Annotated in this window: 26 protein-coding genes, 2 tRNA genes and 1 pseudogene; 20 read left to right on the top strand and 9 right to left on the bottom strand. The window is 59.4% G+C overall.

Annotated elements, in window-relative coordinates; all coding sequences use genetic code 11:
* The first annotated feature begins 408 nt into the window (after nucleotides 1-408).
* From BRA42_RS14055 to BRA42_RS14040, 4 genes are read left to right on the top strand one after another with little or no spacing between them, the layout of a single operon-like run.
* Nucleotides 409-1,806 (top strand): DHH family phosphoesterase, encoded by a 1,398-nt coding sequence (locus BRA42_RS14055; RefSeq protein ID WP_292405211.1) that lies wholly within the window; start codon nucleotides 409-411, stop codon nucleotides 1,804-1,806.
* Nucleotides 1,751-2,248: a PUA domain-containing protein gene (locus BRA42_RS14050; protein WP_292405214.1), complete on the top strand. Its 498-nt coding sequence runs from the start codon at nucleotides 1,751-1,753 to the stop codon at nucleotides 2,246-2,248. The genes BRA42_RS14055 and BRA42_RS14050 overlap by 56 nt, the downstream gene beginning before the upstream one ends.
* Nucleotides 2,230-2,571 (top strand): nascent polypeptide-associated complex protein, encoded by a 342-nt coding sequence (locus BRA42_RS14045; RefSeq protein ID WP_342770247.1) that lies wholly within the window; start codon nucleotides 2,230-2,232, stop codon nucleotides 2,569-2,571. Before BRA42_RS14050 ends, BRA42_RS14045 begins: the two co-directional genes overlap by 19 nt.
* Nucleotides 2,568-3,293, top strand: coding sequence for a methyltransferase domain-containing protein (locus BRA42_RS14040; protein WP_342770248.1), 726 nt, complete (start codon nucleotides 2,568-2,570; stop codon nucleotides 3,291-3,293). The genes BRA42_RS14045 and BRA42_RS14040 overlap by 4 nt, the downstream gene beginning before the upstream one ends.
* Nucleotides 3,294-3,299: 6 nt before the next feature.
* Here the strand turns inward: BRA42_RS14040 and BRA42_RS14035 are convergent, their stop codons facing one another.
* Nucleotides 3,300-3,485, bottom strand: coding sequence for a hypothetical protein (locus tag BRA42_RS14035; RefSeq protein WP_292405222.1), 186 nt, complete (start codon nucleotides 3,483-3,485; stop codon nucleotides 3,300-3,302).
* A 206-nt stretch (nucleotides 3,486-3,691) separates the two neighbouring features.
* Between BRA42_RS14035 and pyrB the strand changes: the two genes are divergently transcribed.
* Nucleotides 3,692-4,588: an aspartate carbamoyltransferase gene (gene pyrB / locus BRA42_RS14030; protein ID WP_342770249.1), complete on the top strand. Its 897-nt coding sequence runs from the start codon at nucleotides 3,692-3,694 to the stop codon at nucleotides 4,586-4,588.
* Complete coding sequence (gene pyrI / locus BRA42_RS14025) at nucleotides 4,585-5,055, top strand: aspartate carbamoyltransferase regulatory subunit (RefSeq protein WP_292405227.1); 471 nt, start codon at nucleotides 4,585-4,587, stop codon at nucleotides 5,053-5,055. The genes pyrB and pyrI overlap by 4 nt, the downstream gene beginning before the upstream one ends.
* On the opposite strand, the gene BRA42_RS14020 is transcribed toward pyrI, so the two are convergent.
* Nucleotides 5,048-5,506: a phosphopantetheine adenylyltransferase gene (locus tag BRA42_RS14020; RefSeq protein WP_292405229.1), complete on the bottom strand. Its 459-nt coding sequence runs from the start codon at nucleotides 5,504-5,506 to the stop codon at nucleotides 5,048-5,050. The genes pyrI and BRA42_RS14020 overlap by 8 nt on opposite strands.
* A 108-nt stretch (nucleotides 5,507-5,614) precedes the next feature.
* Here BRA42_RS14020 and BRA42_RS14015 point away from each other — a divergent pair, with 108 nt between their 5' ends.
* Genes BRA42_RS14015 through BRA42_RS14000 form a run of 4 tightly spaced genes read left to right on the top strand, consistent with a single transcriptional unit; the run spans nucleotide 5,615 to nucleotide 9,129 of the window.
* The gene (locus BRA42_RS14015) at nucleotides 5,615-6,106 is read left to right on the top strand and encodes a gamma carbonic anhydrase family protein (RefSeq protein ID WP_342770250.1); all 492 of its coding nucleotides are present in this window, start codon (nucleotides 5,615-5,617) and stop codon (nucleotides 6,104-6,106) included.
* The gene (locus BRA42_RS14010; protein WP_342770251.1) at nucleotides 6,099-7,373 is read left to right on the top strand and encodes a CoB--CoM heterodisulfide reductase iron-sulfur subunit A family protein; all 1,275 of its coding nucleotides are present in this window, start codon (nucleotides 6,099-6,101) and stop codon (nucleotides 7,371-7,373) included. The genes BRA42_RS14015 and BRA42_RS14010 overlap by 8 nt, the downstream gene beginning before the upstream one ends.
* A 2-nt stretch (nucleotides 7,374-7,375) precedes the next feature.
* Nucleotides 7,376-8,428 carry an S-methyl-5-thioribose-1-phosphate isomerase gene (gene mtnA, locus BRA42_RS14005; RefSeq protein WP_292405236.1) on the top strand — a complete coding sequence of 351 codons (1,053 nt, stop codon included), beginning with the start codon at nucleotides 7,376-7,378 and terminating at the stop codon, nucleotides 8,426-8,428.
* Nucleotides 8,425-9,129 carry a DUF116 domain-containing protein gene (locus tag BRA42_RS14000; RefSeq protein ID WP_342770252.1) on the top strand — a complete coding sequence of 235 codons (705 nt, stop codon included), beginning with the start codon at nucleotides 8,425-8,427 and terminating at the stop codon, nucleotides 9,127-9,129. The genes mtnA and BRA42_RS14000 overlap by 4 nt, the downstream gene beginning before the upstream one ends.
* Here the strand turns inward: BRA42_RS14000 and BRA42_RS13995 are convergent.
* The 3 genes from BRA42_RS13995 to BRA42_RS13985 form a co-directional block, all read right to left on the bottom strand.
* A complete protein-coding gene (locus tag BRA42_RS13995) occupies nucleotides 9,094-9,441 on the bottom strand; it encodes a polymer-forming cytoskeletal protein (RefSeq protein ID WP_292405240.1) in 348 nt (115 codons plus the stop codon). The two genes, BRA42_RS14000 and BRA42_RS13995, sit on opposite strands and share 36 nt — an antisense overlap.
* A 222-nt stretch (nucleotides 9,442-9,663) precedes the next feature.
* Complete coding sequence (locus tag BRA42_RS13990; protein ID WP_342770253.1) at nucleotides 9,664-10,503, bottom strand: geranylgeranylglycerol-phosphate geranylgeranyltransferase; 840 nt, start codon at nucleotides 10,501-10,503, stop codon at nucleotides 9,664-9,666.
* Nucleotides 10,504-10,578: 75 nt separating this feature from the next.
* A tRNA-Arg gene (locus BRA42_RS13985) sits at nucleotides 10,579-10,653 on the bottom strand.
* A 71-nt stretch (nucleotides 10,654-10,724) separates the two neighbouring features.
* On the opposite strand from BRA42_RS13985, the gene BRA42_RS13980 reads away from it, so the two are divergent.
* Nucleotides 10,725-11,840, top strand: coding sequence for a tRNA (guanine(10)-N(2))-dimethyltransferase (locus BRA42_RS13980; protein ID WP_292405244.1), 1,116 nt, complete (start codon nucleotides 10,725-10,727; stop codon nucleotides 11,838-11,840).
* Here the strand turns inward: BRA42_RS13980 and BRA42_RS13975 are convergent.
* Nucleotides 11,827-12,942: an OBG GTPase family GTP-binding protein gene (locus BRA42_RS13975; protein ID WP_292405246.1), complete on the bottom strand. Its 1,116-nt coding sequence runs from the start codon at nucleotides 12,940-12,942 to the stop codon at nucleotides 11,827-11,829. The two genes, BRA42_RS13980 and BRA42_RS13975, sit on opposite strands and share 14 nt — an antisense overlap.
* 188 nt (nucleotides 12,943-13,130) lie before the next feature.
* Between BRA42_RS13975 and BRA42_RS13970 the strand changes: the two genes are divergently transcribed.
* Nucleotides 13,131-13,205, top strand: a tRNA-Glu gene (locus BRA42_RS13970).
* 119 nt (nucleotides 13,206-13,324) lie between these two features.
* Here the strand turns inward: BRA42_RS13970 and BRA42_RS13965 are convergent.
* Nucleotides 13,325-13,525 (bottom strand): hypothetical protein, encoded by a 201-nt coding sequence (locus BRA42_RS13965; RefSeq protein WP_342686286.1) that lies wholly within the window; start codon nucleotides 13,523-13,525, stop codon nucleotides 13,325-13,327.
* 14 nt (nucleotides 13,526-13,539) lie between these two features.
* A pseudogene (locus tag BRA42_RS14580) lies at nucleotides 13,540-13,695 on the bottom strand (phosphate--AMP phosphotransferase); the annotation flags it as partial.
* Nucleotides 13,696-14,436: 741 nt separating this feature from the next.
* Here BRA42_RS14580 and cas6 point away from each other — a divergent pair.
* The 7 genes from cas6 to cmr6 all read left to right on the top strand — a co-directional run bounded on the left by cas6 (nucleotide 14,437) and on the right by cmr6 (nucleotide 21,988).
* A complete protein-coding gene (gene cas6 / locus BRA42_RS13960) occupies nucleotides 14,437-15,252 on the top strand; it encodes a CRISPR system precrRNA processing endoribonuclease RAMP protein Cas6 (protein ID WP_292405249.1) in 816 nt (271 codons plus the stop codon).
* A gap of 201 nt (nucleotides 15,253-15,453) precedes the next feature.
* Complete coding sequence (gene cmr1, locus BRA42_RS13955) at nucleotides 15,454-16,710, top strand: type III-B CRISPR module RAMP protein Cmr1 (protein ID WP_292405251.1); 1,257 nt, start codon at nucleotides 15,454-15,456, stop codon at nucleotides 16,708-16,710.
* Nucleotides 16,707-18,488, top strand: a complete 1,782-nt coding sequence (cas10, locus tag BRA42_RS13950) for a type III-B CRISPR-associated protein Cas10/Cmr2 (protein WP_342686284.1) — start codon at nucleotides 16,707-16,709, stop codon at nucleotides 18,486-18,488. The genes cmr1 and cas10 overlap by 4 nt, the downstream gene beginning before the upstream one ends.
* A complete protein-coding gene (gene cmr3 / locus BRA42_RS13945) occupies nucleotides 18,485-19,681 on the top strand; it encodes a type III-B CRISPR module-associated protein Cmr3 (protein ID WP_342771318.1) in 1,197 nt (398 codons plus the stop codon). The genes cas10 and cmr3 overlap by 4 nt, the downstream gene beginning before the upstream one ends.
* Nucleotides 19,678-20,595 carry a type III-B CRISPR module RAMP protein Cmr4 gene (cmr4, locus tag BRA42_RS13940; protein ID WP_342686282.1) on the top strand — a complete coding sequence of 306 codons (918 nt, stop codon included), beginning with the start codon at nucleotides 19,678-19,680 and terminating at the stop codon, nucleotides 20,593-20,595. The genes cmr3 and cmr4 overlap by 4 nt, the downstream gene beginning before the upstream one ends.
* A 5-nt stretch (nucleotides 20,596-20,600) precedes the next feature.
* A complete protein-coding gene (cmr5, locus tag BRA42_RS13935) occupies nucleotides 20,601-21,008 on the top strand; it encodes a type III-B CRISPR module-associated protein Cmr5 (RefSeq protein WP_342686281.1) in 408 nt (135 codons plus the stop codon).
* A complete protein-coding gene (gene cmr6 / locus BRA42_RS13930) occupies nucleotides 21,005-21,988 on the top strand; it encodes a type III-B CRISPR module RAMP protein Cmr6 (RefSeq protein ID WP_292405261.1) in 984 nt (327 codons plus the stop codon). Before cmr5 ends, cmr6 begins: the two co-directional genes overlap by 4 nt.
* A gap of 176 nt (nucleotides 21,989-22,164) precedes the next feature.
* Here cmr6 and BRA42_RS13925 read toward each other — a convergent pair whose 3' ends face one another.
* The gene (locus BRA42_RS13925; protein WP_292405263.1) at nucleotides 22,165-22,323 is read right to left on the bottom strand and encodes a hypothetical protein; all 159 of its coding nucleotides are present in this window, start codon (nucleotides 22,321-22,323) and stop codon (nucleotides 22,165-22,167) included.
* Nucleotides 22,324-22,490: 167 nt separating this feature from the next.
* Here BRA42_RS13925 and BRA42_RS13920 point away from each other — a divergent pair, with 167 nt between their 5' ends.
* The gene (locus BRA42_RS13920; RefSeq protein WP_342771317.1) at nucleotides 22,491-23,645 is read left to right on the top strand and encodes a DNA methyltransferase; all 1,155 of its coding nucleotides are present in this window, start codon (nucleotides 22,491-22,493) and stop codon (nucleotides 23,643-23,645) included.
* Nucleotides 23,646-23,844 lie beyond the last annotated feature (199 nt).

The following is a 23,844-nucleotide window of genomic DNA, read 5'->3' as shown; positions in this document are numbered from 1 at the left end:
AGGTTGTATGATCGGTGCTATGGTGCTATTATCTTAGATATCTTTTGAAGAGGCGGGGGGCGAGGACAGGGTTTGGACGGAGCAAAGCGACCGAAGCGGGGGAAAACCGGTACAGTGGACCGTGGGGGCATCCTCTGTCTCCACTCGCAAGATCGCACATCTCGTCAGCCCCACCCGCCCCGCCGGGGCGGGGGCGGTGCGAGGCGATATGCGACGGAAGGAACATCCGGAGCACGAGCACCGAGGAACGACGTTCCTTCAGTTTCAGGAACGGAGTTGTCCGATAGAAATCCCTGCATGGGTGTGTGTAGAACGACACAAGGAACAAAACAGACCCTTAAGAAGGACTGCCCAAAGAGTCCCATGCACCCACGCTTTATTGACATCTCGCGACGCACTACTATGGAGATGGGCCTCGAAACAGATGTACGGAGGGCGGCGGATCGGATCTGTGAAGCGGAGTCGGTGACGGTCGTCTCTCACATCGACGCCGACGGCATCAGCACGGAGTCCATTCTCGCACAGGCGCTCTCCCGCGAGGGTATGCCGGTCGAGTCCATCTTCGTCCGCCAGCTTGAGCCGATGGCAATGCGCCACGTTCCGAAGGATAGTTCCTTAAAACTCTTCACCGACCTAGGGGCCGGCCAGCAGAACCTTCTGTCGGCGCACGGTCTCTCGGCGGACGAGGTCCTGATCCTCGATCACCACATCAGCCAGCCCTGCGACACGGCCTACCCCCGGGTGAACTGCCTCGATTACGGGATTACGCGGATGAGTGCGGCTGGTATCGCGTACCTGGTTGCGAAGGCAATCGACCCGACGAACATCGACCTTGCCAAACTCGCCGTGGTCGGGAACGTCGGGGATATGATGGCCCGGGAGAACTGCGGGCTGGTCGGCCCGGCACGCGAGATCGCCCAGGACGGCGTGGAGTACGGCAACATCGTCGTGCAGGACCGGGACCTGAACTGCTACGGGACGTCCACCCGCCCGGTCCATGTCTGCCTCGGCTACTGCGACGACCCCTACATCGACGGGATCTCAAACAACCCGAACACGGCGCTCCGGTTCCTCGAAAAACTCGATGTCGAACTGAAGACGCCCCGGGGAGGCTGGCTCGTCTGGGAAGAACTCCCGTTCGACGACCGGCGCAAGATCATCAGCGCTCTTGTCCAGCAGCTCATCGCACACGGGAGAGACACCGACCGTCTGCTCGCCGAGACCTACATATTCCCGGACGAGCCGGAACGGACGGCGCTCAGGAACGCCTCCGAGTACGCCACGCTGCTCAACGCCTGCGGCAGATGGGCAAAGCCGAAAGTCGGGAGCAGCATCTGCCGCGGCGACCGCGCCGAAGCCTACCGCGACGCGGAGTACATGCTCGGCCACCACCGGGCGGTCATCCGCGACCTGCTCCAGTATATCCTTGAAACCGGGGTGACGGAGTTGTCCCACCTGCAGTACATCAACACCGGCGACCGGTTCCCCGACACCATCGTCGGGATCGGGGCGGGCATGGCGCTCTCCAAACTGAACTGGAGAAAGCCGATGATGGTGCTCGCCGCGATGGTGGACGAACCGGAGACCACGAAGGTCTCAATGCGGACGAACGAGTGGGCGCTTGACCGCGGAGTCGACCTCTGCGCGGCGCTCGTTGAGGCGACGGCAGCGGTAGGCGGCGCCGGCGGCGGGCACCGGATTGCGGCCGGGGCGTTCATCCCCCACGACACAGAAGAGGAGTTTGTTGATTGTGTCAACCGAGTACTCAAAAGACAGTTCGCTTCGGCGGATCCGGACGATTGCTGACTTCCAGTTCGGCGCCGGGGCCGGAGTTGCAGTATTCCCCGACGAGTGCACCTTCCAGTTCTCCACAACGGGGCGCATCCGGCAGGTGCGCCTCGGGAAAGAGAGGCTCGCCACCGTCAGGGCCCAGGACGGCCGCCTGACCCTCGGGATCGTCGGAGCGGCGCGGCTCGCAGCGCATCTCCCCCCCCCGGCCTACCGGGTGAGGGTGCAGGAAGACGTGGCGGCGTTCATTGCGGACGGAAAGAATACGATGGCAAAGCACGTCGTCGCCGCCGACGCGCGTATCCGCACAGGAGACGAGGTGATGGTGGTGACCGGGGACGACGTGCTCCTCGCCACCGGCACGGCCCTGCTCTCCGGCCGGGAGATGCTGGCATTTAATTACGGTGTAGCGGTAAAAGTACGACAGGGGAGAGGATCCGAATGTTTCCCGGAAAGATAAACCCGAAAAAGATGAAGCAGATGATGAAGCAGATGGGCATGGAGATGGAGGAGATCGAGGGCGTGGAGAAGGTAGTGATCTCCACGGCCCGGGGGAACTACGTCTTTGACGATGCCCAGGTCGTCGCGACCACCATGCAGGGGGTCACTACCTACCAGCTCACGGGAGAGGCCCGATTTGAAGAGGCCGACCCGGAGATCCCCGACGAAGACGTCGCCCTCGTCGCATCCCAGACCGGGGCGACGGAAGAGGTTGCCCGCAAAGCGCTCACCGAGACCCGCGGCGATATCGCCGAAGCGATCCTGAAACTCTCACAGCAATGATCGAGGCCGGCGAACGCCTCCTGCTTGTCGGTGAGGACCGCGAGTACTTCGTGACGGCGAGCGAAGGGCCGTTCTCCACCGACCGGGGGGTGATCGACCTCGGCGCGCTCGCGGGCATGAATCCCGGGGGCGAGATCAGGACCCATCTCGGCGTCCCGTTCAGGGTCCTTCGCCCCCGATCGACCGATTTCTTCGTCCACGCGAAGAGGAGCGGGGCGCCCATGCTCCCGAAGGATATCGGGATCGTGATCGCCTACACGGGGATGAACCGTGAGGACACGGTCCTCGACGCCGGGACCGGGAGCGGGGTTGCCGCAATCTACTTCGGGAAGATCGCGCGCGAGGTGAAGACATACGAGGTGCGCCCGGAATTCGCCCGACTCGCGGAGAAGAACATCCGGAACGCGCGGCTCGATAACGTTGAGGTGATCGCGGCCGATATGCTCGCGGCAACCGGAGAGTTCGATGTCGTCCACCTGGACCTCACGATAACGCCGGCGCACGTGGAGCACGCTTTCTCGCTTCTTTCGCCCGGGGGCTACCTCGCCTGCTACACCCCGTTCCTTGAGCACACGTTCGTCGCGCTCGATACCGCGGCGCCGCTCTTCCGGGACGTCCACTGCTACGAGTGCATGGAGCGGGAACTGACGCGCTCCGCCCGGGGGACCAGGCCGTCGACCCGGGTCGCCCACAGCGGTTATATCACGATTGCACGGAAATAGGCGGGTCTACTCCCGGAGCGGGTGCTCCCACCCGGTGTAGCCGCAGTAAATACAGCAATCGCCGCCGCAGTGCCTGCACTTCCGCGACGGCTGCAGCACCATCACGGTACCCTTCTTGTCGCAATAGAGGCACCCGAGCCCTCCGCAGTGGCAACAAACCTCGGGGGCATACTTTTCCCGTTCTTCGGACATGAACGCTCCTCCAGACATAGTATGAGGCGGGCGGAGATGAGAAAGGTTGTTGTGCATCGGGCGGGAAAAAAAGGTATTAGTGGGTGCGGGGCGAACCACTATCCAGGAGAGAAGAGGGCTTTTCGTCCGTGTTACGACGGGAGGGCGGAACGGTTCGGGCACCGCCCCCGCCGGCCGGGCCCGGAGCCCCGGAAGGTAGCCACACGATGTACCACATAATCTCTATCCGCGATTTTGAAAGGAGCGATCTCGATTACCTGCTGGACCGGGCACGGGAGTTCGATACCGGGAAGTACCGACCCCGGATGCTTGAGGGCAAACTTGCGGCTCTCCTCTTCTTTGAGCCCAGCACCCGAACGCGAATGTCGTTTGCGACGGCCATGGCGCGGCTCGGCGGGGACTCGATCAGCGTCGATTCCGTCGAAGCAAGTTCCATCGTCAAGGGAGAGACGCTGGCCGACACCATCCGGGTGGTGAGCGGCTATGCGGATGCCATCGTGCTCCGCCACCCAAAGGAAGGAGCGGCCCGGCTGGCAAGCGAGTTCGCCACGGTCCCGGTCATCAACGCCGGGGACGGCGCCGGGCAGCACCCGAGCCAGACGCTGCTCGACCTCTACACCATCAGGCAGTCGATGCCGATCGACGGAATACATGTCGGACTTCTCGGAGACCTCCGTTACGGCAGGACCGCACACTCACTGGCGCTCGCCCTCTCCCTCTACGGCGTCACCCTGCATACAATCGCACCGAGAGGCCTCGAGATGCCGGAAAGTATCACCCTCGAACTTCGGGAGCGCGGGATGGAGGTGATCGAGCATACGGACGTGGAAGAGGTGATCCGGGATCTCGACGTTCTCTATGTCACCCGGATCCAGCGCGAGCGGTTTCCGGACTCGGCATCGTACTACGACGTCGCGTCCAGTTACCGGATCACGCCCGACCTGTTCACCGGTGTCCGGGACCACCTGATGATCCTCCACCCCCTCCCGCGCGCCGGGGAGATCGACCCGGCGGTTGACCGCACGCCCTATGCACGCTACTTTGAGCAGGCAAAGAACGGTGTGCCTGTCAGGATGGCGCTCCTCCATGAGGTGATGAAGTGACCAGGAAAGACCCGTCAGGAGGGCTGATCATCAGCCCCATCAAGAACGGCACCGTCATCGACCACATCACGGCCGGTGAGGCATTGAACGTGCTCCGGATACTCGGGATCACCGGCTCGACGCACGAATGCCTGAGTGTCGCGACGAACGTCAGAAGCAAGCGGATGAGAAAGAAGGATATCGTCAAGATAGAGAACCGGGAACTCCGCACGGAGGAGGTCGACCGGATAGCCCTGCTTGCACCGCACGCAAAGATCAACATCATCCGCGACTACCAGGTGGCGGAGAAGAAAGGCGTCGAGACCCCGCGTGTCCTCAAAGGTGTGGTCAGGTGCCCGAACCCCGGCTGCATCACGAACACGAACGAGCCGGTGGAGAGCACGTTCGAGGTGCTCCCGAAGGGGCTGCACTGCCTCTACTGTGACTGGCTGATCAAAAAGAAAGACATCCCAAACCACATCATCTGATCAGGCGCCCGTGTCCGTCGATCTCCCCCCGGTAGATCCGGGTGCTCGAGATCCGCCGGCCGTCTTCGGCGAGGACGCAGGAGATCTCGTGGAGGTCGACCTTCCTTTTCCCCCGCTCCCGCCGGAGTTCGTTGATCTTCACGGCAACCGGGAAAGTCTCCTCGGAGACGACGAGGATATCAAAATCCGCGTCGAGGGCGCTGCCATACCGGTCGGAGAGTGGCTCGACCCGCCATGTTGCGGTGTAACCGTGCTCCCGGATAAAAGATGCGACGTTCTCCAGCCGTTCCTGATACGAGTGGACCGGGTGCACCTTTGCGCCGGCAAACTCGTCGGTCGTCAACCCGAGGATCACCTCCCCGTCAGGCCCCGCCAGTTCAAAGGAGCGGGCAAGGAGTTTCCGGTGCCCGGCATGCAGAGGATCGAACGTCCCCCCGACCATCACTTTCATCTGGAGGCGTTTGCCGTGAGGGGTTTTATGGGTAGTGGTCGATGGCGGGGCGGAAAAGAGTGGTCGAGGGAGAACATTTTGTATCGTCGCAACCAATATGAACATACTATGGAGAGCGGATCGGTTGTGGGGAGCCGTGTCTATATCGCGGAGAACGCAACAGTCATCGGAGACGTGACGCTCGCCGACGACGTGAGCGTATGGTTCGGCGCCGTTATCCGGGGCGACAGGGACCGGATCGCGGTAGGAGCGGGTTCGAACATCCAGGACAACGCCGTCGTCCACACCACGCCAGGTTTCCCGGTCGAGATCGGGGCGGAGGTCTCGGTCGGCCACGGGGCCATCCTGCACGGCTGCACCATCCGTGACCGGGTGCTCGTCGGGATGGGCGCCGTCGTCCTGAACGGCGCGGTGGTGGGGGAGGGCTCCATCATCGGCGCCGGCGCCGTCGTCACCGAAGGAAAGGAGATCCCGCCGCGCTCGCTGGTCCTCGGGGTGCCCGGGAGAGTGGTCAGGGAGACGACACCCGAGCAACAGGAGGGAAACGTCCGAAACGCGCATGAATACATCAAACTCGCGGGGAAGTACCGCCATGACTGACGTCGCGGTCATCGGCGCCGGGGTTTCCGGCATCCAGGCGGCGCTCGACCTTGCGGCGCACAACATCCATGTGCACCTCATCGAGCGTGAACCGACCATCGGCGGACATATGGCCCAGCTCGACAAGACGTTCCCCACCAACGACTGCTCGATGTGCATCCTCTCCCCGAAGATGGTGGAGGTCGCCCGGCACCCGAACGTCACCATCCACACCTGTTCCGAGGTCGAATCGGTCGAGGGGGAGGTCGGAAACTTCCGGGTCAGGGTCAGAAAGCACCCCCGCTACATCATCGAGGATGAGTGCAACGGGTGCGGAGACTGCATCCAGATCTGCCCGGTAGAGGTGTACAACCGGTTTGACGCGGGCATCGGCGTCAGAAAAGCAATCTACAAGCCCCATACCCAGGCGGTCCCGGATATCGTCGTCAGGGACAAGGAACACTGCATCGAGTGCGGCCTCTGCTACGATGTCTGCGGCAAGGAGGCGATTCTCCGCGAGGATGAGGAACGGGTTATCGAGATCCCGGCGGCAAGCATCATCGTCACGACCGGGTATGGGACGTTCGACGCCGGACGCAAGACACAGTTGCGGTATCTCACCATCCCCGACGTGATCACGAGCCTCGAGTTCGAGCGGATGATCAACGCGAGCGGCCCGACGGGAGGCAAAGTGAAGCGCCTCTCAAACGGCAGGCCCCCACGAAGTGTGGCGTTCGTCCAGTGCGTCGGCTCCCGCGACCTTTCCATCGACCGTCCGTACTGCTCCGGGGTCTGCTGCATGTCCGCGATGAAGAACGCCATGCTGATCCGCGAGAAGAATCCCGACATTGAGGTCACGATCTTCTATAACGACATCCGGGCGTACGGCAAAGGTTACGAGGAATACTACGAGCGGGCGAGGCGGCTCGGGGTCCGGTTCGTCCGCGGGTTCCCCGGCGAGGTGCTCGAAGGAGACGGCCGCCTCATGATGGTCGCAGAGAACACGGAGACCGGCGAGGTGGAGACGTTCTACCCGGACCTGGTGGTGCTCTCCGTCGGGCTCGAACCCGCCGACGGGGTGGAAGAGATCAGCCGGATGCTCGGCCTTCCGCGAGACGATTCAGGGTTCTTCGGGGTCGCCGACCAGAAGACCGGTCCCGTGCTCACGGTGAAACCCGGGGTCTACGTGGCGGGGACCGCCACCGCGCCCCGGGATATTCCGGACTCGGTCGCCATGGGCGGGGCGGCGGCGATGCGGGCGTATCTGGACGCGGTCAGAGCGGGGTGAGCATGCCGGAGAGAGAAGACCTCTGTACCATCGCATGGGACCCGGAGAACGAGGGTATCGTCTACATCGACCAGACCCTCCTCCCGGGAAGGTGCGATCTGATGCGGTGCACCACCGTCGAAGACCTCGCCCGGGCGATCAGGAGGCTTGAGATCCGGGGGGCACCGGCGCTCGGTATCGCCGGCGCGATGGGCGTAGCACTTGCAGCCGTCCGGAGCACCGAGACGGACCCCGGGCAATTCCAGAATGAGATCAGACGGGCCGCAGACCTGCTCAGGAGCACCCGCCCGACCGCGGTCAACCTCGCATGGGGGGTCGACCGCGTGCAGAGGAAGGTGGCGATGGCCGCATCGGTCGCCGAGGCGAAGGAACTCGCGGTCGCCGAGGCGAATGCCGTCGCCGATGAGGACGAACTGGCCTGCCGGAGGCTCGGCGCGTTCGGGGAGGAACTCCTCCCGACAGCATGTACGGTGCTCACTCACTGCAACGCGGGAGCGCTCGCCTGCCGGTGCTGGGGAACGGCGCTCGGGGTCATCCGGTCGGCGGTTGCGGCAGGGAAGGAGATCCGGGTGATCGCCTGCGAGACCCGGCCGCTGAACCAGGGGTCCCGGCTCACCTGCTGGGAACTTGCCCGGGACGGGATCGACGTGACCCTCATCCCCGACTCCTCGGCGGCATACCTTATGCGGAAGGGGATGATCGACCTTGTCATCGTCGGCGCGGACCGGATAACAAATGACGCGGTTTTTAACAAGATCGGGACTTATATGCACGCTGTCGCCGCCCATCACCACGGGGTCCCGTTCTACGTCGCAGCGCCGGTCTCTACGTTCGATCTCGCCCGGACCGAGAAAGAGATCACCGTCGAGGAGCGTGACCGGGCCGAACTCGCCTACTGCGGCGACCGGCAACTTGCTCCCGACGACGTAAACGTGCTCAACTACGCCTTCGACGCCACCCCGCTCGACCTCGTCAGCGCAATTATCACGGATATCGGGGTGCTCCGGCCTCCGTATGACGGATCTTTTCAGTTTGTCGGGGGAGCCGGAAAATGACCGTTTTCGATTCGGGGATCTGGACCGGGCTGATGATCCTCATCGGGGAGGTTACGCTCTTCCTTATCCTCGGAATGCTGTTTGCAGCGATAGCTCTCGCGATCATCGCCACCGCCTCTATCACCAGGGGAAAATTTTACCTGCCGCGCATCCTGATCCCCGGCATGGTCCTCCTGGAGGGACTCGTGAAGGCGTTCTGCAAACTCCTCGGGCTGGATGATAAGGACCTCATCACGTTCTTCATAACGCTCAGGAACACGATGAACACCAAAGCCTTTGCCGAGACGCCGATTGAGCGGCGGGCGGTCTTTCTGCCCCAGTGTCTGCGTTCGGCACAGTGTCCGGCGCACCTGACGCCGGAAGGCCTGAAATGCCGGAACTGCGGCCGCTGTCCGGTCGGGGAGAACGTGGAGTGGCTGGAGCGCATCGGGTATCGCGTCTTCATCGTCCCGGGCTCGACGTTCATCAAGCGAATGGCTAAAAAGTATCGTCCGCAGGCGATCATCGGCGTCGGCTGTCTTATAGAAGTGAAGGACGGGATCGATATGTGCGACCGGGTAGGGATTACCGCACTCGGTGTCGTGAACATAAAGGACGGGTGCGTGGAGACGATAGCGGACTGGGCCGCGGTGAGAGATGCCGCTCTGCTCGGCCTCGAACACCCATCAGGTGCCGTAGACCTTCACGGCCCTGCCGAATAACCGCTCGCTCGCGACCTTGCCGTAGACGAAGATCGTCTCGTCGCTGTTGACGTCCCCGACGCTGACCCCCGGCCGGAGAGTGATGTCTCCTCCCGCACGGATGGAGCAAAGACATGCGTTGTCGCAGATGGTGACGGTCGTTTTGACACGGAGCGGCCCTTTTATCTTTGCATCATGGCCGACGATGATGTTCCCGGCCTCGATAAAACCGCCGACGGTTGAGCACGGCCCGAGTTCGAGGCGGCCGGAAACCAGCAGGTTGCCCCAGATGTGCGTCTCCGGAGGGGTGATGAAGTTTCCGTCTATCTTCACGTTTCCGTCAAAAAAGGAACCTTTTGGTGCTATATACGTGTCCCCGTGCCGGTAAACTTTCATGAAGATCTCCTTTTAGATAAAACAACTCGGTCCGCAACAAGATAAAATTATGCGATTATTCCGAAAACCGGAAAGACGCCCCGGGATGTTCGCCGCGGCTGGAGAGGATACCGGATGAACCCGGTCTCTTCACAGGGGGGACGGTGCAGGGACACGGTTTTACATTACCGCGGCAACCGCAAAGACCGCAAGCGCGGCGAACATCCCGGTTCGCAGGATCGACGTCGCCCGCGACTCCCGGACGCAGGCCGGCGTCGTGCACATGGCCCCCCGGGCGGCCCCGAAGAGGATGACGCTATCGACAACCGCGATGGCGGCAAGGTAAAAGGGGCCCCACCAGTCGCCGAAGGGCAGGAGGCTCACCGCGACGGCACCGCAGGCACAGGCAAACGCGAGCACCCCCGTCCACCGGACGCCGATGACCATGGGAAGAGTGCGTGCGCCTCCCGCCGCATCCCCGTCCACGTCCTCTGCGTCTTTCAGGACCTCCCGCGCGAGGGTCGCAAGGAACGTGATCGCTGCAAGCGATAGGTTCTGGACGAGTCCTGCGATGCCCGCGAACGCCCCGCCAAAGAGGAAAACGCTCGCCGTCAGGTAGGCGACGGCCATGTTGCCGCAGACCGGGACCCGTTTCAACAAGACGGCGTATGCAACAAGGATCACCGAGTTTATGACGGCTATTGCAAGGCAGAGGGGCGTTGTCAGGACGGCAATCGCGATCCCCCCGGAAAAGAGGGCCACCGTGTACAACTTTGCACCGGCAAGACTGATCTCTCCGGACGGTATGGGCCGCTCCGGTCGGTTGATCCGGTCGATCTCGACATCATAGAGATCGTTGATCACGTTCCCGCCGGCGGTGATGAGCGCGACGGTCACGGCAAGCAGGAGCGACGGCGGCGTGAGGGTCCCTGTGGCGATGAGATACCCGAGGAGCGCGGTAAGGCCGGCGACGACGGCGTTGTGGGGGCGAGTAATCCTGATGAAAGCAGAAGCGCTCATTCCTAAAGGATCAGGTTCTCTGGTAGACGATAAATAACCCGAGGGTCTGCCGGGAGTGGTAACCTCGAAAAATGACGGGCTTGGGGGGATTTGAACCCCCGACATTCAGCTTAGGAGGCTGACGCCATGTCCGGGCTAGGCCACAAGCCCATATGCCGGAGTAAGAGTGTTATTCATGAGAAGGTATAAGGGTATCGAGCATCCACCCTTTTTTCGGAAGCATGGATATCGTTGAGGTTACTGAAGGGAGGACCAGGTTTTTCGTACCGAAGCAGGACCCTCATCTTCAGTTCCCGCCGGGAAGCGGTCCGGTTTTTTATAACTCACGTATGGAACTGAACCGGGACGCCACCATCCTCCTGCTCTCTATCCTGCGGCCGGAGAGTTACCTTGACGCCATGGGGGCGTCCGGCGTTCGGGGGCTCCGGGTGGCGCACGAAGTAGGGGTCCCGGTAACGATCAACGACCGGAGTTCAAGAGCGATCGACCTTGCCCGGCAGAATGTGGAAGCGCTGGGTCTTGCCGCCGAGGTCACCCGCGGGGACGCGAATGCGCTGATGAGCGAGAGGACGTTCGATGCCGTCGACCTCGACCCCTTCGGGACACCGGCGCCGTTCATCGATTCCGCGGCAAGGAGCGCCGGGAATTACCTCTTCGTCACCGCCACCGACACCGCCCCCCTCTGCGGGGCGCACCTGAAAGCAGGCATGCGCCGCTACTTCTCCCGCCCCCGGAACACCGAGTATCACGCCGAAGTCGGCCTCCGAACGCTGCTTGGGTTTGTTGTGCGTGAGGTTGTCAAGTATGACCGGGGTGTAGAACCCCTCTTCTGCTACGCGCACGAGCACTTCCACCGCCTGCACCTCCGGCTCCGGGAGGGGGCGGCGGCGGCCGACCGGACGCTTGCGCGGATCGGCTATGTGATGCAGTGCCCGCACTGTCTCTACCGAACGGAACAGACCGGAATGCTCCCCGAACCGGAGGAGTGCCCGCTATGCGGTGCGGACCTCGTGCCGGTCGGACCCCTCTGGACCGGAAGGATCAACGCCGATCGGACGCTTCAGGAGATGCAGGAGGCGCTCGCCGGTGTCCCGGTCGGGACGGGGAGAGAGATCGCGCGGCTGCTTGAGACCTGCCGGCAGGAACTGGATACCTCAAGCCACTACGACTACCATGTCGTAGCAAAGTCGCTCCGGGTCTCTCCCGGCAGCATCGGGACCGTCATCGAGCGATTACGGACGCTCGGCTACCGGGCAAGCCGTGCGCACTACTCGGGAACCGCTGTAAAAACCGATGCGCCTCTCCCGGTCCTCGAAAAAGTGATCAGCGGCGGGTGACGACGGTGAGGACGTCACCGTCCGCAAGTTTGTGGGTGAGGCCGACCCGCTGCGCATCGTGTTTTGCTGATCTTCCCCAGACCTTTGCATACCGAAACTTGTCCGCGAAATCCCGGTGGAGACGATTGCAGACATCCTCGACGGTCGCCGGACTCCGGATGATCAGCGGCTCGTCCATATCCGCAGGGCCGCCGACCGGCTTTAAATAGACCCGCATGAATCCCAGGTTATTGAATATGGCGTCTTTGAGGTCCTCAATACGGTAGCCGCTGTGCGCCGAGACCATGACGGGCGCTTCACCGAACCGGTCGATCAACTCCTTCTCTATCCCCGTCCGCGTCTTCTCGTCCACCAGATCGACCTTGTTGACCGCAATGAACGCAGGGACGTATACCCGGTTGCCGATCATCGCATCGATAAAGTCGTCCTGCGTGACTTCGTTGCGGATCAGAACGTCCGCGTTGACGATCCTGTTCTCCGCGAGGATGGCGCGGATCTCCTCGAGGTCGAGGTCGACGGCGCCGACTGTGTTCAGCCTGATACCCCCGTTCCCGGCTTTTTTTATGGTGATGTCGGGTTTTAGCCGGTTGATCCGGATACCGGCATCGTGGAGCTCGCGGAGAAGGACGTCCACATGCTGCCCGTTGAAGACGTCGACCAGGACGAGGATCAGGTCGGCGCTCCGCACGACGGCGATGACCTCTTTCCCGCGGCCTTTCCCCATGGCGGCTCCGGCGATCAGGCCGGGGATATCAAGGATCTGGATCTTTGCGCCCCGGTGCTCCATCGTCCCCGGGATCACGGAGACGGTCGTGAAGGCATAGGCCGCCGTCTCCGAGAGGTTAGAGCCGGTGAGTCTGTTGAGCAGCGTACTTTTACCGACGGACGGGAAACCGACCAGAACCACCGTGGCGTCTCCCGATTTTTTCACGGAGTAGCCCTCGCCCCCTCCTGCGGAGGCCATGGCCCGGGCTACCGCTTCATCACGGATTTTCGCGATTTTTGCCTTGAGGCGGCCGATGTGCTTGGAGGTCGCTTTGTTGTACGGGGTTTTTTTGAGTTCGTCCTCAAGTTCCCGTATCTGCTCATCAACGCTGCTCATTACTGCCCGTATACATATGCAGGGAAGCTACTTATTGGTGTCTATGAGAGAAATCACGAAGCGAAGAGAGAATCCCAGCCCATATTGAGCCCCGATTGCGGAGATGCAGGCATGATTGAAGAGAGGGGGGCGTGAGATAGGTTTAAATAACAAAAGATCCAATGATTTAGAGCACATTGATGTAACGTGCTGCTATAGTGTAGACCGGCCAATCATGAGGGACTCTCACTCCCTCGACTGGGGTTCGAATCCCCATAGCAGCATAATTTTGCGGCTGTTTTGAAATTTTAATCCGGTATGATGTTTTTTTGTCTGCGGAGTCCGGCGGGTTACCGACCGTATCGGAGTTGCAAAGGCCATCCGGATGACGCGTCATTGTTCATCACCATGAGCGGGCATGGATCGAAGATATCGACCCGCAGGCACGTGAGCGTCCGGGGCCGGACTTCCACTGAAGCGCTTCGCCGGGAGCGGCGACACCGTTCGTCTTGACGACGATCTCGGTCCGGCCGGTCTCCGGCACAACCGTCCACGGCGCGTAGGCGGTGCTCGTGCGCGCGACCATCTCGTTCGCTGCGGCCACGTGTTATCCCATTTGCCCCGATTTCGCCAGCCCTCGTCGGTGATCTTATCGTTCTTGAACGGGTTGAACTCCCGGGCCACGAACCGCTTTAACTGCTCGTCCCGGTCAATGTGGAGCCAGAACTTCATCAGCACCGTCCCGTTCCCGGCCCATTCCTTTTCCGTTTCCATACCCTTCTCATTGCGGGTGTCAATGCAAGAATGCTCCTTTCCCAGATAAAAATCCTTTCTATCGGCTCCTGCACGCCCCGACTTCGTCCGACGCTGCGCGGGTCTCCGGAGGAGAACCGGAAAGGAGGAACCGCTGAACCGGGTACATGAACGACCCCCAGTTATCCGGTCGGAAGCCGCAGGTACTGCATTCCCTTCGGTGTCCGTAAATGAAATCTCCTTCGTCCGCCGGAGACGCAACGATGACCCGAGGACAACAGAATGGATTCCTGCCGCCAGAGAATGAGGCCGCCCCAAAAAGATCTCTGAACCCTCGGTACATCCTGATCGGAACACTTAACTCCAAAATTTCTACCATCAAAACCGGACCCCGGGCAAGGATGGCGCGGCTTTCCATTGGGCACCCCACCTTCGGGCTCCTGCTCCGGTTCTATGGACCATCGCAACTTGAAAACGTGAAGCATTTTCTCATGCTCCTGCCCTTCGGCCAGTCGCATATCGCCACTCGGGGAACGACTGCCGGTACGGCAGGAACGTGAGAAATTCGAAGAGTGTCTGGCCGCAGGGTGCGACGGTTCATCAGAGCCGGAGCTTGAGAAACTCGAAGAATTTCGAAGGGTGTCTCCTCCCGGTAGCGATTTTTTGAAATAATCTCTACAATATGTGAAATCATATTTCATATGGATACCAGTTTGGAAACATTTCGCAACATTTATGGATCTTCAGTAGAAGGGCCTTCCCGTGTCTTTCAATTCACTTGCCATGAGTTCGTCGTTGATCTCCGTCGATCTGAAGGTCACACGGAACGCCGATCTTCCGGCGTTTACCGGATCGGCCTTCAGAGGATGGCTCGGCACCGTCCTGCGGTGCGCGCGACCGGAGTGCCTGCCGGACTGCCCCGATGCCGACAGGTGCCCCTACCGCATGGTCTTCAAGGAGAAAGAGATCGACATCAACCCCTACGCCCTCCTCGCCTTTCGTGGTAACGGCGGGGTTAAGGGATTCATCAAGGTCCACGGCGACCGGAAGCGGTATATCCCGGAGATCCTCTCCCGGATCCATGCCCATGACAACGCCCGGCACTTTTCCGGGCGGTGCTTCCGAGTCACCGAGATATCGGCAAAGACCGTGGAGATCCCGGAGTTCCCACTCGGTGACCTGACGACCGTCTCCTTCGTCACGCCGGTCCACCTCGTCCGGGGCGGCCGGATGGAGGTCATGCCATCCTTAGGATCGCTCCTTGCGGCATCGGCGAGGGTGTTCAACCGGGTGACGAAACGCTTCGATCCCGCACACTATCCCTGCCGCATTCCAGACGGTCTCCTCAAACAAGACGCACCCATCCTCGACTTCGCCGTCGAAACCGTCGAGGTCGCCCGCCGCTCCCGGGAGGGGAAGATCCTGCGGTTCGAGGGCATCACCGGCTGGGCAACCTACGACACCTCGGCGGTCATGCCCGAAGCGGGGAACCTGCTCAAAGCCGGGGAGTATCTCCAAGTCGGAAAACACACGGCCTACGGGCTCGGGGGCATCATCGTGACGCGAGCGGAAACATGACCGACAGCACAGCAAGGAATGGGTTGACGGACCCGCCCGGTGAAGGCCAACCCGACGGCGTGGCGGTCCAACAGAGAGCAAAGCAACGGTCGATGATTCCGGTTATGTTGAGCATCTCCCGCAAAACCAGTCGAACAGTCATGAGAAAGAACAAAGGAGCGTGATTCTATCACACGAAGTTTACCGCCTTATCCCGGCAAAGTGCCGGACGAAAGCTCTGACCCGAACATCATCAAGAAAACATACGCCATCGACGTGATCACCCCCCTCTTCGGCGGGGGTTACGAAGCAGGAAAGATCGATCCCGATATGCCTATCAGGGCGCCGAGCATCCGTGGGCATCTCCGGTTCTGGTGGCGGGCGACGAGAGGCGCGAAGTGCGAGAGAGTTGAAGAGCTCCGCCAGCGGGAGGGGGAGGTCTGGGGATCGACGGAGAACCCGAGCCCCGTGGTTGTGGAAGTAACTATTGTGTCTCATGGGAAGACATATCCCTGTGCCTACATCCCGGATGGGAAGAATTTTCCCCGGTTTAAGGACAAGCATCCCTCATATGCACTTTTCCCATTTCAGGGCAGCAACAGGCAAAACGTCCCGGTAGCAGATTGCACGGCCGGCATCTCATTTACATTAACGCTCTCATATCCAAGAAAGTTGTCTCAAGAAATAAATGCCGCCCTCTGGGCATGGGTCAACTTCGGCGGGATAGGAGCAAGAACACGCAGAGGGTGTGGCGCACTGTATTGTCAGGACCTCTCTCCTCCGGACTGCGCAGGTATCGATGGGTGGTACAACCGGTGCCGGGAGAAATTGGGGATCGTTCCCTCTTCACTGCGGGAATGGCCCACCATGCCGGAGGTACTTCTGATAAAGAACGGCAATGGCGGTAACGCATTGCAGTGCTGGTCTGATGTAATCGGGCTGCTGCAGACCTTCAGGCAGGGCAAAAATGTGGGCCGAAACCCGGGAAACAGTTCTTCCCGGCCGGGACGATCACGGTGGCCCGAGCCGGAATCCATCCGCCATATTATCAGCAATGGAGCCGCTCGTGAGTATCAGAGATTGGACCATATCTCTGATTACGCTGCCTTTCCAAGAGCAGAGTTCGGCCTTCCCATAGTATTTAATCTCCCTGCTCACCGGAATCCCGGCACTCTTGAATTATATCCTGTTGCCGGCGGCAGTGAAAAAGCGAGGATGGCGAGCCCCTTGATACTACGTCCTCTAAAGTGCAGCGATGGAGTTTTTGCACAACTGATCCTGAAACTTAACGTTGCGCCGGTTCAGAAAGTCGTTCTGAAAAAAGAATATCGTACCTTGTGTAGTTCCACGAAAATACGCGGAAAGGATCTGGCAAGGTACCGAAATTCGCCGATGGCGTCTCGGTCGCAGAGCGGCTCTGCCCTGGAAGCCTTCCTCACGTATGCCAATGAACAGGGATTCACAGAGGTTCCCCGATGACATCCTATCTCTACGTCCTCTCCATCGGTCCCGTGCAGGACTTCATTGCAGCCGCCCGAAGGACGCGGGATCTCTGGTTCGGGTCGTATCTTCTCTCGGATATCAGCAGGGCCGCCGCAGCAAAGATCGCGGACCTGGGAGGACTGCTCATCTTCCCGGCGTTAGCCAGAGGAGATTCGAGACTCCAGTCGCCAGAACTCGAAACAGAACTTGAAGCCTTTAACGTGGCCAACATTGTCCTTGCCGAACTTCCCGAAGGAGCGGACCCGCAGACAGTAAGCACAAAAGCACAGAACGCGGCTTATAGAAAATGGCTGGAGTATGCAGAAGGCGCAAAAGAGGAAGCAGGCAGTTTAGTACGGGACGATATCTGGAATGCACAAATTAACGATATCATCGAATTCAATACGGCGTGGGTACCGCTCGGGAGCGACTATGCCGCATCCCGAAAAAGACTGATGCGTCTTTTTGCCGGCAGAAAATCCATCCGGAACTTCTGTCAGGCGAAAGAAGCACAGGGAATCCCGAAGTCTTCGCTTGACGGCGCACGGGAAACCGTTCTGAAAAACAATCGAAGACCGTACGGCGAACTTGCACTGAAGATGCGCCTCAGTGAGAACGAACAGCTCTGTGCGGTTGGCCTCACCAAGCGGCTCGCCGGTGGAAGGCGTATAGCGTTCCCATCCGTCACTCGTGTCGCGCTCGAGCCCTGGATCCGCAGGATCCGGAGAGACGGAGGAGATGCGGATAGGTATCTCACCGAAATTGGGGAACTATGTGCAGGAGAAAACGCCTTTGCATCGGGTACGGGGACAAAGTTTTACCAGGAGTTCCCATACGATGGTCAGGTCTGCTTCCCCTCACACTTGACAAGCACGAAGAGAAGCCTTCAGCAGGCTCTCACGGCTCTTCCCGAGGACAATCCCTACCGGAAAGATCTGGATAAACTGAATGAGATTAATAAACGCCTCCGCACGCTTCTGCACATTGCAGGAGAACCAAACCCCTATTTTGCGGTTCTGGTCGCAGACGGCGACCACATAGGAGAGGCCATCTCAAAGATCAACTCTGCAGGCGAGCACCGGGATTTCTCCAGCAACCTCTCGACATTTGCCGGAGAAGCCCGCAACATTGTTGAGAAATCACACCATGGCTATATGGTCTACTCGGGGGGAGTTGATGTCCTCGCATTCCTCCCGGTGGACACCTGCCTGAAGGCAGCTAGGGTACTTCACGACAGGTTCGAGGAGAAAGTCCCGGAAAGTAGGGTCACCCTCTCCATCGGGATTGCCATAGGGCATACGAGAAACCCACTCGGGGATCTTCTTGATTACGGCAGGGCGGCCGAACGTGCGGCAAAAGAGCCCAACAGGAATGGCCTCGCTGTTCACCTGCATATCCGGGGTGGCGGGTCTCCGCTGAAGGTCCGAGAACAATGGAAGCCGAAAGGCCAGAACGGGATGGATGAGCGTCTTGCGACATGGATCGACCTGCATACCCAAAACGCACTCCCGGACAAAGCGGCCTACGATCTGCTCCAGATGGCCGGAGACTACGGAGAATGGAAAAACCCTGTCCCCCCGGGTCTGCTCAAAAAAGATCTCTTCAGGCTGCTCAGACGAAAAAAAGCCGGCAACGGCACCAGGGATGTAGCTGAAGAAGACATCGAAAGTGTGTTGCAGGGCGTGGAGTCCTCCGACGATCTTTTACGCCGGGCAACTGAGTTGGTTATCGCCCGGCGCATCGCCGTAGCGATGACAGGAGGCGACAACTCATGAATGAGCTGTATCTCTCGATCGCCCCTCATGACCCGATCATCGCACGTGACGCCCGTCCACTCGGGCCCGGTCTCCGCATGAAGTCGCTCGACTGGCCGTACCCGTCGGTCCTCGCAGGCTCGGTGAGAACGATGCTGGGCAAGATAAACGGCAGCGATTTCAATATGAAAGAGGATGTCGAAAAACTCAAAAAAATCTCCGTCGCCGGGCCCCTTCCGCTCTCCAACGGCGGGATATACTTTCCTGCGCCCGGCGATATCCAGGTCGAGGAGAAAGATGGCAATCGCATCGCCCATCCGGTTCGCCCGGCGGAGATGAGACCCGGGGAAGGTTGCGACCTGCCGGACAAGAGGCTTCTGCCGGCGCTACTCCCAGACAGCGTCGAAGACGAGTTCAAGCCAGCCAAAATGGCCCCCTTCTGGTCGGCGAAGAGGATGATCGAATGGCTCATCACTGACGACGCAACGTCGTTTGACGCCCCTCCGGACTCAAAAACAGTTAGAAGTACGCCGGAATTGCTCGGTTCATTCCTGGATTTCCCCGGCAAGGAACCGAGAACTCACGTGAAGATCAAACACGGCTACGGTACTGCTGAAAATGAGATGTTTTTTGAGACGACAGGGCTGGATTTCGGGGCGAAAGGTATTCAGATTGCCGCAAAGGTGGATACGGGAGAACTCGCCTGGAAGAACTCGCTCCACCCTCTCGGGGGCGAGCGGCGATTGGTTCTATGGAAGGCGGACAAGGACCCCGGATGGAGCTGCCCTTCTGAGATTACGCAGGCCTGCGGAGAGAAACACCATCTCAGGATGGTGCTGGCAACGCCTGCAGTCTTCTCTAACGGCTGGCTGCCCGGGTGGATTAAGAAAGACACACTTGAGGGCCGCCCGCCGGATGCACCCAAGGGTGTCACACTCAGACTGGTATCGGCATGCATCAGCCGCTGGAAACCGCTCTCCGGCTGGAGCCTTGAGTCGGGAAGCCGCGGACCAAAGCCGATACGAAGGCTTGTACCGGCAGGCTCCGTCTACTTTTTTGAGGTTACAGAGGGCAATCCGGCGGATCTGGTGGAACCGCTCTGGCTCAGGCCGGTGAGCGATGCCATGGGAGGACTGGATTACAGTCGCGACGGCTTCGGGCTTGCCCTGTGGGGGTTATGGAATGTCGGGAACGAATCAAGAACGGATGAGTGAAAACGGAGGCGTACGATTTGACTGATAATACGAAGATGTACTGGCTGCAGACGATCACGCCGCTCCATGTCGGGGCAGGAAAGGGTGTCGGCTTCGTCGACATGCCAATCATGCGCGAAAAGATCACCGAATGGCCGCTGGTGCCGGGGTCGGCAGTGAAAGGCGTCATGAGGGATCATTTCAAGCAAAAAAAGACCGACGAGGCCGTAATGGATGTTGTCTTCGGAAAGATGGCGGGTGACGGTTCGTCCAACGCCGGTTCGCTGGTGCTCACCGACGCCCATATTGTCTGCCTGCCGGTGTGCAGCCTGTACGGCACGTTCGCATACGTGACGAGCCCGCTGGTGCTGGAGCGACTGAGGCGGGATCTTGAGGCGGCAGGGTATGAGGAACTTCCGGAAACACCGTCCCCTGAAAAGGAGCAGGCTTTTTATGTTGAACAGTCTTCGCTCTTTCCCGAAAAAGAAGAGAGATCCGGGAAAAAGATCTTCCTTGAAGACCTCGATTTCACCGCAGTGTATAACGATGCTGCGAATGCATGGGCAGAAAGACTTGCCGGAATGCTCTTCTCCGATACAGATAAATGGCGGACAGTCTTCAAAAAGCGGTTCGTCGTTCTCTCCGATGACTGCTTTACCTTCCTGACAAAAACCGGGACTGAAGTGGCAGTTCATATCAGGATTAAAGACGAGACAAAGATTGTTGATAAGGGTGGGCTGTGGTACGAGGAATCCCTGCCCGGCGAGACGATCCTGGCGGGACTGGCCTGGTGCGACCGTGTGTTCGGCAGCAACGGCCTGACAGAAGACGAGATCCTCGCCAAGTTCTGCCCAAACACCGGCCTGAACCTGCAGCTCGGTGGAAAGGCAACCGTAGGGAAAGGTAGAGTAAAGTGCTTTTTTACGGAGGGCTGAAAGACATGCAGACCCGGCAGCAAAAAAGAGCAGAAAGAGCGCATAGGTGCGTTTTGGGGAAGACATCCAGCAACGATAAAGATGACTATCTCCGACTGGCAAAGAGTTTCCCGGCGTTAGTGCACACCTGCGGACTTGTGCAGGCCATAGCCTACGTCCACGCCAAGGATGATAAAACAACCAAAACGGGTGACACCTACCTTGGTCATCTCTCCCAGGTTATGGTGGTAGACCTGCCGAAAAATATCACACTGGAGGATAAAAGCAGGGAGGCCGACCTGATAGAATATCAGCACCTTTCTCTGGAGGCGATTGAAGCCGCAACGTGGCTGAAACGCTATGCAGAAGCACTCCTGGACAGAAAACGTCCGGGACAGCCCGGAAAAGCATCCCCGGAGAGGGAGGACCCATGATCGCCCGGCAATATAGCGGCTCTCCCGGCGAGCAAAGTTCCATGGCGGGGCCGGCATGCAGGAAGGCCATATCAACGTTATGGTCGAATAGGCCAGCCGATGCGGAGTTGCCCGGTGCTTCGAACGCCGCCCTCGTCAGGGACCGATACCTGAGGGTGCCGCTCAAAGATGAGGAGAAGAAGCACCCGGATAACCGAAAGGGGTTGTTCAGGACCATGTGCAGAGCCCAGGGAAGGGCACATCCCGTCTATCAGGAAGCGTTCACCCGCTACTCCTCCTCACTTGATGGAGCGCAGAAGGGCGAGTTCAAAACTAAAAGCAGGCTGATGCTCGGCTTTGGGAACGAGAACGTGCTGGAAATGGGGATAACCCTCCACCACACATACGGCACGCCGTTCATCCCCGGAACTGCCCTGAAGGGTCTTGCCTCGCACTACTGCGACCAGGTCTGGGGAACAAAGGGGGTTGAGTTCAAACGGGGAGGGGAATACCACACGGCTATCTTCGGCACCTCGGATGATTCTGGCCATATCATCTTTCACGATGCCTGGATAACGCCTGAGAGTCTGAAAAATGGACAAGGACTTCTCCCCGACGTCATAACACCACACCATGGCGGCTATTACTCAGGGGGTGACGAACCCCCCACCGACTTCGATGACCCCAACCCGCTCACCTTCCTCTCGGTTGCAGGAACATTTTATATTGCTGTTTCCTGCGACGTGCCGGGAGAGGATGGTGAGAGATGGGCAGACCTCGTGTTCAGGCTGCTCACCGATGCACTCTGTGAGTGGGGGGTAGGTGGAAAGACCGCCGCCAGCTACGGGAGACTGGTCCCGGATGAAAGATCGAGCGGAACCGCTGTATCGCCAGCTCCCGTAGCGGCAAGGCCGGTCGGGCCTCTACACAGCAAAAGAGATGATAATGGTTACATGGGCAGAGGATCCAAAACCCAAAGAAAAAACGCCCGCACTTCATAGCCAATGACGATGTTGGGGAATTTATTGAGACGGGCGGGCCCGACTCCACAGACTTGAGATCGGAGAGACACGTACCAGCCTACCGTTGTCGCGACATCGTCGCAAGAAACGTGAAAGGTCATCCGTTACCGGGGAGAGTGTGTGAAGAACCCGGCCGACACCATAAAACCTCGCTTCTATCTATCACGCTCAAGCCCGGTCCTGATCTCCCGATTCCCCGGCACCGAGATACCCCCTTCGGTCGAGGCGATCGACTTGCCGGCCTTCAACCCGCCGAACTTCTTCGAGAGGTCGACCGTGACGTGTTCATCGACTATTTCATCGTCAGCAACCATCGTACACCGATGTAGCACAATCTCCGGTGAACCTCCGAAAGAGGGACAGAGATATCCCGCACTCGAAAAAAACCTCACTTCCATCCACGTTTTGCTATAAAATCGCCACATATTTAAATAAGAAGAAATAAGAGGCAATTATTAATTGAATCGAATGGCGAATCCTCATGAGCGCACCTTTCCGGAATCAGAGACCCGGCCAAAAGCAGATCAGCACACTCCCCAAAAAACAGAGTGCTATCCTGAGGCTCAACACCATATGTCCCTATTTTACCATGTTCCCCCTGGACTTCCCGTTTCGCACACTGGCCTCCGCCAATCAGGACGACTGGGCCCTCGATCCTTTTTGCGGCCGTGGTACAACAAATTATGCTGCACGATTACGCGGCCTCGGTTCGGTGGGTATCGACTCAAGCCCGGTGGCCGTTGCCATATCCGCAGCAAAATTTGTCGACACCACCCCTGCAGACATTATCAAACTCTGCAAGACCATTCTCGCCAATGACCGGGAGCCAGATCATATCCCCGAAGGACGATTCTGGGAACTCTGTTTCCACTCGGACACACTCCACGACATCTGTAAACTGCGGGAAAGCCTCATGGAGGAATGCACCACCGACGAGGCCGTTGCACTGCGAGCACTCATGCTCGGGGTCCTCCACGGGCCTGTCCATAAAAACCGCATCTCCTACCTCTCAAACCAGATGCCCCGCACCTACTGCTGCAAACCTGAGTATTCAGTGCGGTACTGGGAAAAGCATGGCCTGTACCCGAAAAGAATCGATGCCCTCGATGTTGTCGCATGGAAAGCGAAATACTCCTTTGGCACACTACCTGCCAAACCTCAGGGGGGCATCATCCACGGAGATTCCCGCAACCCTCTGAAAGTCATCCCGGAAAATGGGTTCACCTGGGTCATCACTTCTCCTCCCTATTATCGGATGAGAACCTATGTCCCGGATCAGTGGCTCAGGAATTGGTTCCTCAGCGGCGAGGACACGGTCAACTACACCACCACCGGCCAACTCACGCACTCAAGCCAGCAGGACTTCGCCAGAGACCTGGCGACGGTCTGGAAAAACATCACAGAGGCCTGCGCCCCTGGGGCAAAAATGGTCATCCGCCTCGGCGCCCTCCCAAGTTCCGCCTGCAACCCCGAGGATATCCTGCAGAGGTCCCTGGACTGCGCAACCTGCGGCTGGGAAAAGATAAAGATCGAATCGGCAGGGGCGGCAAAACGAGGAAAAAGACAGTCCGATCAATTTGGCGGCACCATGGGAACCGCACATGAAGAGATCGACTATTTTGCCGTTCTGACGTGACCGCCCATATTTGACCCCGACATATTATTATCCGTACTCGAAAAAACGGTCAATGAACGGGAACAAGAGACAAAAAACTGCTGGATACTCTTTGGGGAGAAGTCCGCTCCTTTGCCGGAGAGGGCCGCATACTCCAGCCCCGTTCGGTAACAGCCGTCTTCTGTTACAGAGAACGGAGGAGGTGATCCCGAAACACCTC

The sequence above is a fragment of the Methanoculleus sp. UBA374 genome (assembly GCA_002508705.1).
In the GTDB taxonomy this organism is placed as follows: Archaea; Halobacteriota; Methanomicrobia; order Methanomicrobiales; family Methanoculleaceae; genus Methanoculleus; species Methanoculleus palmolei.
Note: the sequence above shows the minus strand (reverse complement) of the source record. Positions and strands in the feature narration are given on the sequence as shown.